General features: G+C 47.7%; 8 protein-coding genes. 2 read left to right on the top strand and 6 right to left on the bottom strand.

Features of this window, described 5'->3' with window-relative positions; translation table 11 throughout:
* Positions 1-119 precede the first annotated feature (119 nt).
* Positions 120-719: a Maf family protein gene (locus tag ACTHSP_RS14395; protein ID WP_314513287.1), complete on the bottom strand. Its 600-nt coding sequence runs from the start codon at positions 717-719 to the stop codon at positions 120-122.
* Positions 720-733: 14 nt separating this feature from the next.
* On the bottom strand, positions 734-1,273 hold the full coding sequence (locus tag ACTHSP_RS14390; protein ID WP_314513290.1) for a gamma carbonic anhydrase family protein: 540 nt from the start codon (positions 1,271-1,273) through the stop codon (positions 734-736).
* Between the two features lie 237 nt (positions 1,274-1,510).
* Between ACTHSP_RS14390 and ACTHSP_RS14385 the strand changes: the two genes are divergently transcribed.
* A complete protein-coding gene (locus ACTHSP_RS14385) occupies positions 1,511-2,389 on the top strand; it encodes a DMT family transporter (protein WP_314513292.1) in 879 nt (292 codons plus the stop codon).
* A 54-nt stretch (positions 2,390-2,443) separates the two neighbouring features.
* Here the strand turns inward: ACTHSP_RS14385 and lepB are convergent, their stop codons facing one another.
* The 3 genes from lepB to ACTHSP_RS14370 all read right to left on the bottom strand — a co-directional run bounded on the left by lepB (position 2,444) and on the right by ACTHSP_RS14370 (position 6,090).
* On the bottom strand, positions 2,444-3,463 hold the full coding sequence (gene lepB / locus ACTHSP_RS14380) for a signal peptidase I (protein WP_314513295.1): 1,020 nt from the start codon (positions 3,461-3,463) through the stop codon (positions 2,444-2,446).
* Positions 3,463-5,256 (bottom strand): translation elongation factor 4, encoded by a 1,794-nt coding sequence (gene lepA / locus ACTHSP_RS14375; RefSeq protein ID WP_440346325.1) that lies wholly within the window; start codon positions 5,254-5,256, stop codon positions 3,463-3,465. The genes lepB and lepA overlap by 1 nt, the downstream gene beginning before the upstream one ends.
* Positions 5,257-5,388: 132 nt before the next feature.
* Entirely contained in the window at positions 5,389-6,090 is a 702-nt protein-coding gene (locus tag ACTHSP_RS14370; protein ID WP_314511767.1) for a 5'-methylthioadenosine/adenosylhomocysteine nucleosidase, read from the bottom strand.
* Positions 6,091-6,293: 203 nt separating this feature from the next.
* Between ACTHSP_RS14370 and ACTHSP_RS14365 the strand changes: the two genes are divergently transcribed.
* Positions 6,294-7,424 (top strand): PilT/PilU family type 4a pilus ATPase, encoded by a 1,131-nt coding sequence (locus ACTHSP_RS14365; RefSeq protein WP_314511769.1) that lies wholly within the window; start codon positions 6,294-6,296, stop codon positions 7,422-7,424.
* A gap of 73 nt (positions 7,425-7,497) precedes the next feature.
* Here ACTHSP_RS14365 and ACTHSP_RS14360 read toward each other — a convergent pair whose 3' ends face one another.
* Positions 7,498-8,904: a dihydrolipoyl dehydrogenase gene (locus ACTHSP_RS14360; protein WP_314511771.1), complete on the bottom strand. Its 1,407-nt coding sequence runs from the start codon at positions 8,902-8,904 to the stop codon at positions 7,498-7,500.
* Positions 8,905-9,219: the final 315 nt, after the last annotated feature.

The following is a 9,219-nucleotide window of genomic DNA, read 5'->3' as shown; positions in this document are numbered from 1 at the left end:
CGAAGCGTTTCCGGGCCTTATGTTCTTTCATATCTTTCTTCAAGCAAGCTGTTTAAGGCAGTATTGTAACTGAAACAAGCGTTTTTGTCGGCACGCTTTCAGACGGCATTTGCCTAATTTTAAGCAAACGGCGGCGCTTCCAAACCCAAGGATTTCAATAGTTGCGCGGTCTCATAAACCGGCAAACCCATCACGCCCGTAAAGCTACCCTGCAAATGCTCGACAAATACGCCGCCCAAGCCCTGAATCCCATACGCACCGGCTTTGTCCATCGGTTCGCCGCTGGCAACATAGGCTGCAATCTCCTCAGCCGTCAACGTTTTAAAGCGCACTTCGCTCGTCTGCACCACATCATAACGTACTCCTTGCCAGTAAACGCATACAGCCGTCAATACTTGATGCGTCCGTCCGGACAAGCGTTCCAGCATATCGACCGCATCAGCCTCGGACTCCGGTTTACCCAAAATAGCCGCACCATCCGCCACCGTCGTATCCGCCGTCAATAGAGCAAACTCAGGCTCTTGATCATGAGCAGCAAACCATTGCGCCACCGCCGCCTGATTTTTCTCGCATGCCATACGGCGCACATACTCTACTGCGGCTTCGCCTTCTTTAGGGGTTTCATCAATATCCGCAGGAAGGCGGTGTACCGTGAAACCCAAATTCTCCAAAATCTCACGACGGCGCGGACTGCCCGAAGCCAGATAAATTGCGTTCATTGTATTGGTTTTCCTTATTTTGACATTTTATGCTGACCGGACAGGCGGACATAATGCGCAGAGGAATACGTCAAAAATGCCTTTTCCTCATCCGTCAGCGGACGCACTTGTTTCACAGGCGAGCCGACGTATAAAAAACCGCTTTCCAAACGCTTGCGCGGCGGCACCAAACTGCCCGCGCCTATCATCACATCATCTTCGACAACCGTATCATCCAAAATAATCGAGCCCATGCCCACCAACACACGATTCCCAATTCGGCAGCCATGCAGCATGACCTTATGCCCAATCGTCACATCATCGCCGATAATCAAAGGCGAACCGTCAGGCTTCGCCGCATTCTTATGCGACACATGCAAAACGCTGCCGTCCTGCACATTGCTGCGCTTGCCGATAGAAATACTGTTCACATCGCCGCGCAATACAGCATAAGGCCAAATTGATACATCTTCCGCCAGTGACACTTCGCCAATCACTACCGAAGTCTCATCTACAAAACAAGACTCATCAACTGACGGCACATAATCCAAAAACGCACGAATAGGGTTTGCCATTTCCAATATCCTTTTCTCAAAACCAAAACTGATCAGGCCGTCTGAAAACACGGCGTAAAACGATTTTATACTACAACAATACGAAATCAAGCCAGAAAATCATCAAAAGGCCGTCTGAAACAGTTTTCAGACGGCCTTTCATCATAAACCCTTTATCTTGGCTTACGACTATTTATCATTAGCGCCCCAGCTATCTTTTATGGAATAATCGCCTTCATTTGATTCTTGGAGAAGCCGATGAACACACGTTCGGGAAATTATGCAGCGCCCCTATTGGTCATCGGCTGCGTCGTCTTCGGCTTAGGCAGTTTGATCGTCAAATTTGTCGATGTCGGCCCTTACGCCATCGCATTCTGGCGCTTGCTGATCGCCGCCCCTATATTCTTTCTGCTCGGGCGTTTTTTCAGACAAAAAATACCCACGAAAAGAAAAACAGTCGGCTACGCAGTCTTATCCGGCGTTTTCCTCGCATTCGACCTCGCCCTTTGGCATGAAAGCATTCACGCCGTAGGCCCCGGCATTTCCACCTTGCTCAACAGCCTGCAGATTTTCTTTTTAGCCGCCATCGGCTTCTTCTTTTATTCGGAACGTCTAAGCGCCCTGCAAATTTTAAGTTTGATATTGGCCACCATAGGCGTAGCCTTAATCGGCAGCCCAGAGTTCGGTCATAACGACAATGCCGCATGGGGATTTGTCAGCGGCGTAGTGTCCGGTGCCATGCTGGCCCTGTCTATGGTTTTCGTACGCAAAACCCATGAGCAGGAAAAAGTCGGTTTGTTTCCGCTGATGATGATTTTAAGCTTTGGCGGCGCAATGGCGCTGGTCATCCCATCGCTGCTATTCGATGCCGCCCATCTTTACCCCAAAACTTTAAACGATGTGATTCTAGTCTCCATCTACGGCATCGTCATGCAATGCTTCGCTTGGGCATTGATTGCTTACGCCATCCCGCTTTTATCCTTATCACTGACCGGACTCTTGCTTCTCTCCGAACCAGTCGCCGCCATGTTGATCGATTATTTCTGGTTGGATAAACCGATTAATGCCATCCAATGGAGCGGCGCCACTTTAACTTTATTAGGGATTTATTTAGGTTCGTTAAAAGACAAAAAATAAATACAAAAAAGGCCGTCTGAAAAATTTCAGACGGCCTTTTAATCTGTTTATTGCTTATTTGATACTGGTACCGATACGGCTAAGTTCGCCAAAGTTCATCCAAACAAAGAAGGCTTTACCGACAATCAACTTGTCATCGACAAATCCCCAGTAACGAGAATCGGCGCTGTTGTCGCGGTTGTCACCCATAGCGAAATAATGGCCTTCAGGAACTTTACAGATAAAGCCATTGCCGTCTTCTGCGTATTCGCAATTTTCCAAACCGCTTGTTTCAAGCGAGTAATTGCTTTCAGGCATCACTTCGGAGGTGTATTTGTTCAATACGGCAATAGATACGGAAGGCTGACCGGCCTCTTTAACCACATCAAAGTTTTTGCCGTTCAAGGCCGTCTGAAAACGCTCAAGCGTATGAATCATAGACGGATCAGTATCATCTGCGTATTGATAATTGCCGTTTGGTTTTTCGGAAATAATTTCACCATTAACAGTCAAAACCTTATCACGGTATTCCACAACGTCGCCCGGAATACCGACGATACGCTTGATATAATTCATCTCAGGCTGAAGTGGGTAATTGAACACCACAACATCGCCTCGGGCAATGTTGCCGACTGGGATAACGACCTTATTCAAAATCGGCAGGCGGATACCGTAAGAGAATTTGTTCACCAAGATAAAATCGCCTTTGACCAAGCCCGGACGCATGGAGCTGGACGGAATTTGGAACGGCTCGGCAATAAAACTGCGCAACACAAAGATAACCAAGATGATGGGGAAAAAGCCGCCCATATAGTCGGTAAAATGTGCATTGTCTTCGCCGGTCTCGCTTTTTTTCAGACGGCCTTTATGGATTGCCCAAACAATACCGGTAAACACGACAAACACCAGCAATACGGCGGTAAAGCTCATGAACTCGGACAAAATGCCGAATACGCCGACCATGCACAGAAGATAACTCCATTGCAGGCCGGAGCTCCATTCTCCATTTTCCTGACGCTCTTTGCTGCTTTTGAAGTTGAGGACCAAGCCGGCAAGCAGTACAACGATTGCGCCTAAAGTCAGATTTATACTCATTATTTATCACTCACTTGCAGAATCGCCAAGAATGCGCTTTGCGGAATTTCCACATTGCCCACTTGTTTCATGCGGCGCTTACCTGCTTTTTGTTTTTCAAGAAGTTTTTTCTTACGCGTAATATCGCCGCCGTAACATTTCGCCAAAACGTTTTTACGCAGGGCTTTGACGTTCTCACGGGCAATAATCTGACTGCCGATAGCGGCCTGTACGGCAATATCAAACATCTGGCGCGGAATCAGTTCGCGCATTTTCGATGCCAGCTCGCGACCGCGGTGAACGGCGCTTTGACGGTGTACAATCAGGCTCAAGGCATCGACTTTTTCGCCGTTGACCATAATGTCGAGCTTAATCAAATCAGACGGTTGGAATTCTTTGAAATGGTAGTCCAACGAAGCATAACCGCGCGAAGTGGATTTAAGTTTGTCGAAGAAATCCATTACGACTTCGTTCATTGGCAAATCATAAGTCAGCATGACTTGGCGGCCCATGTATTGCATATTGACCTGAACGCCGCGCTTTTGGTTACACAAAGTCATGACGTTGCCGACATATTCCTGCGGCACAAGAATGGTCGCAGTGATAATCGGCTCAAGAATGGTTTCGATGGTGCTGATTTCAGGCAGTTTGGACGGGTTTTCAACTTCGATTTTCTCGCCGTTTTTCAACACGACTTCATAAACCACCGTTGGCGCGGTGGTAATCAAGTCCATGTCGAACTCGCGCTCCAAACGTTCCTGCACGATTTCCAAGTGCAACAGACCCAAGAAGCCACAACGGAAGCCGAAACCCAATGCTTGGGAAACTTCAGGCTCAAATTTCAACGAAGCATCGTTAAGCTGCAATTTTTCCAACGCATCGCGCAAGGCTTCGTAGTCGTGACTTTCCACCGGATAAAGGCCTGCAAATACCTGGCTTTGTACTTCTTGGAAGCCGGGCAGCGGCTCAGAAGCGGGGTTGGCAACCAACGTAACCGTATCGCCGACTTTCGCCTGACCCAATTCTTTCACGCCGGTAATCAAAAAGCCCACCTCTCCGGCTTTGAGTTCTTGTTTTTGAACTGATTTTGGTGTGAATACGCCCAGCTGCTCAACCTGCGTTTCCGCCTTGGTGCTCATAAAGCGCACTTTGTCTTTCAGCTTGATGGTGCCGTTTTTCACACGAATCAACATGATCACGCCGACATAGTTGTCAAACCATGAATCGACAATAACCGCTTGCAACGGCGCATTTTCATCGCCGGTCGGCGCAGGGATTTTGGCAACGATTTCTTCCAAAACATCTTCCACACCAATGCCGCTTTTAGCGGAACACTGTACCGCACCAACGGCATCAATACCGATGATGTCTTCAATTTCCTGCTCCACGCGCTCGGGTTCTGCGGCAGGCAAGTCAATTTTGTTCAAAACAGGCACGACTTCCACGCCCAAATCAATCGCGGTATAGCAGTTCGCCACGGTTTGCGCTTCCACGCCTTGCGATGCGTCAACGACCAAAAGCGCGCCTTCGCAGGCGGACAGCGAACGGGAGACTTCGTAAGAAAAGTCGACGTGTCCCGGAGTATCAATCAGGTTGAGCTGATACACCTGCCCGTCACGTGCTTTATAGTTGAGCGCGGCGGTTTGCGCTTTAATGGTAATGCCGCGCTCTTTTTCGATGTCCATGGAATCGAGCACCTGCGTACTCATTTCACGCAAATCCAAACCGCCGCAGTATTGGATAAAACGGTCGGCAAGCGTCGATTTGCCGTGGTCGATGTGGGCAATAATGGAGAAATTCCGTATGTTTTTCATATTGTTATTAAGATAAATGCAATTAAAGGCTGAAAGGCCGTCTGAAAAAACAGGGATTCGGTTTTCAGACGGCCTTAGAATAAGGTTGAATCGTTCCGTATTCTAACGGAAATTCAACGCTTTTGCATGATTTTATAGCGATTTGACAATCTCGGTCACCATCTTCGCCGAGCTGACGGCCGCCGTTTTCAAAAACTCTTCAAAGCTGATGTCCGCTTTCTCATCTGCCGAATCGGATACGGCACGAATAATCACAAACGGCACTTCCAACTGGTGACAAGTCTGCGCAATCGCCGCAGCTTCCATTTCCACTGCTTTTACGTCAGGAAAATGGCTGCGGATTTCCGCGACACCTTCGCTGCCGTGTACAAAACGGTCGCCACTGACAATCAGGCCTTGAGTTACAGTCGCACCTTCAAACACTTGCGCCGCCTTTTCTGCTTGGCGAATCAGGTTCTCATCTGATACGAACACAGCAGGAAGTTGCGGTACTTGCCCCCAAACATAACCAAAAGCCGTTACGTCAACATCGTGATGCGCCACAGTTTCACCGATGACCACATCACCGACCTTCAGGCCCTTACCCAAACCGCCTGCACTGCCGGTATTGATAACGCAATCCGGTGCAAACTGATGAATGACCCAAGAAGTCGAAACCGCCGCATTGACTTTGCCGATACCGCTCAAAACCAATACCATGCGTTTTCCGGCCAATTCACCTTCATACGCCGAGAATTTACCGAAAGACACATGCTTGACATTGGCCATGCTTTCACGCAAAAGCTCGATTTCCTGTTCCATTGCGCCGACCACGGCAATTGTTTGTACTGACATCTCATTACCTTTCCATTCACTAATCGGGCAACATTATAACAGCAGAATTTAAAATCACAGGGATGCTGAAAAATCTGCTATATTCCCAGCACGACACTCAATTTAAAACAGATAGCCACTCTAGTGGCAAAACAGCAAATAATGATTGCTTCTGTTATAATTATTCTCAATAAAATAACTTAACATTAACTATCTGAATTCTTATGTTTGACGAAAATACTCCGGGCGCAAAAGAAGAATTGTTCACTTGGCTACGCCACATGAACAAATACAAAGGCTCCGACCTTTTCATTACCACTAATTTCCCGCCGGCCATGAAAGTGGACGGCAAAATCATGCGACTGAGCGATGAGCCGCTGAGTGCTGAAAAATGTATGGAAATCGCTTTTTCGATTATGTCTTCCAAACAAATCGAAGAATTTTCTTCCACCAACGAATGCAACTTCGCCATCAGCCTGCCCGATACCAGCCGCTTCCGTGTCAATGCCATGGTTCAACGCGGTGCAACTGCTTTGGTATTCCGTTCCATTACCAGTAATATCCCTAAATTTGAAACGCTCAATCTGCCTCCTATTCTGAAAGACATCGCCCTCAGAAAACGCGGTCTGGTTATTTTTGTCGGCGGTACAGGTTCGGGTAAGTCCACTTCCCTCGCCTCCCTTATCGACTATCGAAACGAAAACAGCTTCGACCACATTATTACCATCGAAGACCCGATTGAGTTTATCCACCAACACAAAAACTGCATCATTACCCAACGTGAAATCGGCGTAGATACCGAAAATTGGCCGATTGCATTGAAAAATACCCTGCGCCAAGCACCGGATGTTATCCTGATTGGTGAAATCCGAGACCGCGAGACCATGGACTACGCCATTTCCTTCGCGGAAACCGGCCATTTGTGTATGGCGACACTGCACGCCAACAGTACCAACCAAGCGCTCGACCGCATCATCAACTTCTTCCCCGAAGAGCGCCGTACCCAGTTGCTGACCGACTTGTCGCTCAACCTGCAAGCCTTTATTTCACAACGACTGATTCCCCGTGAAAGCGGCCGGGGTCGTGTGGCGGCGGTCGAAGTTTTGCTCAATTCACCGATTATTGCCGACTTAATTCAAAAAGGCGAAGTCCACAACATCAAAGAAATGATGAAAAAATCAACCGGCATGGGCATGATTACTTTTGACCAAGCCTTATATGATTTGTATGAAAACGGCGATATCAGCTATCAAGACGCCATTAAAAATGCCGACTCCGCCCATGACTTGCGCTTAGACATTCAATTACGAAGCCGTCGTGCGCAAAATGCCGGTCCAGATTTAGAATTGATTTAACAACTTCACAGCATAAAAAAGGCCGTCTGAAACCTCACTACAAGTTTCAGACGGCCTTTATTCCATCAAATAATCAAGCCTGTTTCAATTTTGCATCGGCATCACGCAATGCAGTGCGCAGACCTTCCTCGATAACCGGATGGTAGAACGGCATATCCAGCATTTGCGGAATCGTCATCTTCATTTGATGCGCCCAAGCCATCAAGTGTGCCAAATGTTCGGCAGCAGGGCCGACAACTTCCGCACCAATGAAACGGCCGGTCGCTTTCTCAGCATACAAACGCATATGGCCTTTGTTTACCAACATAACGCGGCTGCGGCCTTGATTTCGGAAGGAAACTTCGCCGATTACAAACTCATCAGGTTGATATTTCGCCGTAACTTGCGCGTATTTCAAGCCGATAGTGGCAATTTGCGGATTAGTGAACACCACGCCGATTACGCTACGGCGCAAACCGCCCTCAATATTCGGGAAAATAGCGGCATTGTGACCGGCAATTTTGCCTTGGTCGGCAGCTTCATGCAGCAGAGGCAATTGATTGGACGCATCGCCTGCGATGAAGATGTGCGGAATGCTGGTTTGCATGGTCAACGGATCAGCAACAGGCACGCCACGTGCATCTTTTTCGATATTCAGGTTTTCCAAACCGATATTATCCACGTTCGGACGGCGACCGGCGGCAGCCAAAGCATATTCGGCATGGAACACGCCTTTTTCGCCATCTTGTTCCCAATGAACTTCAACATTGCCGTCCGCATCCAATTTGACTTCGGTTTTGGCATCCAAATGCAAAGTCAACTCTTCACCAAAAACAGTTTTGGCTTCTTCAGCAACAACAGGGTCGGAAATACCGCCAATGATGCCGCCTAAGCCGAAAATTTCAACTTTCACGCCTAAACGGTGTAAAGCTTGACCCAACTCTAAGCCGATTACGCCAGGGCCGAATACGGCCACACTCTTAGGCAGGGTATCCCAAGAGAAAACATCATCGTTCACAATCAAGCGATCGCCCAAAACTTCCCACTGAGGGAAAATCACAGGGCGCGAACCGGTAGCAATCACAAAACTTTTTGCAGTGATTTGAGTGTGGTCATCGATTTGGACGGTGTGTTCGTCAACAAATTTTGCCGTACCCATAATGCGCTTGTCGGCAGGCCACTCTTCTACATCGCTGACCACAAAACCGACAAAACGGTCGCGTTCGGACTTCACGCGGTGCATGACTTCTTCGCCGTTTACCGTTACGCCGTCTTTATCCAAATGCACGCCAAACGGATCAGTATGCAGAGCATGATAGCGCGCTTCCGCAGCCGCAATCAGCAATTTGGACGGCATACAGCCGACACGCGCACAAGTTGTTCCGAATACATTGTTTTCAATCAGGTAAACATTGTCTGTATGAAGTCGGGCATTGCGAAATGCGCCCATACCGGCTGTACCACCACCCAGTACTACCACATCTGCTTGAATCTTTTTCATATTTTATCCTTACTGTCTATATCCAAACCGATATTGCCATCAGCTTATTCAGTTTCAGACGGCAAAATTTTTATTGACTATCGAAAAATAAAAATTAATAGCCAATTACTAAATATCAATTTAAAACAATAATCTCAAATTCTACTTGCGAATATAGAGTTATTCAGAACGCCGAATTGTAAACGCCGTCTGAATAACTCTATATTTTATCTTTCAGACGGCCTTTTCAAGCCGTCTCAAGCATACAGGCAATTAGTTTTTAGCCAAGTAAGCTTCCAAGTCTTCGCTGCCGCCGATGTATTTGCCGCCGATGAA

The organism is Neisseria sp. P0001.S005 (assembly GCF_051963715.1).
Note: the sequence above shows the minus strand (reverse complement) of the source record. Positions and strands in the feature narration are given on the sequence as shown.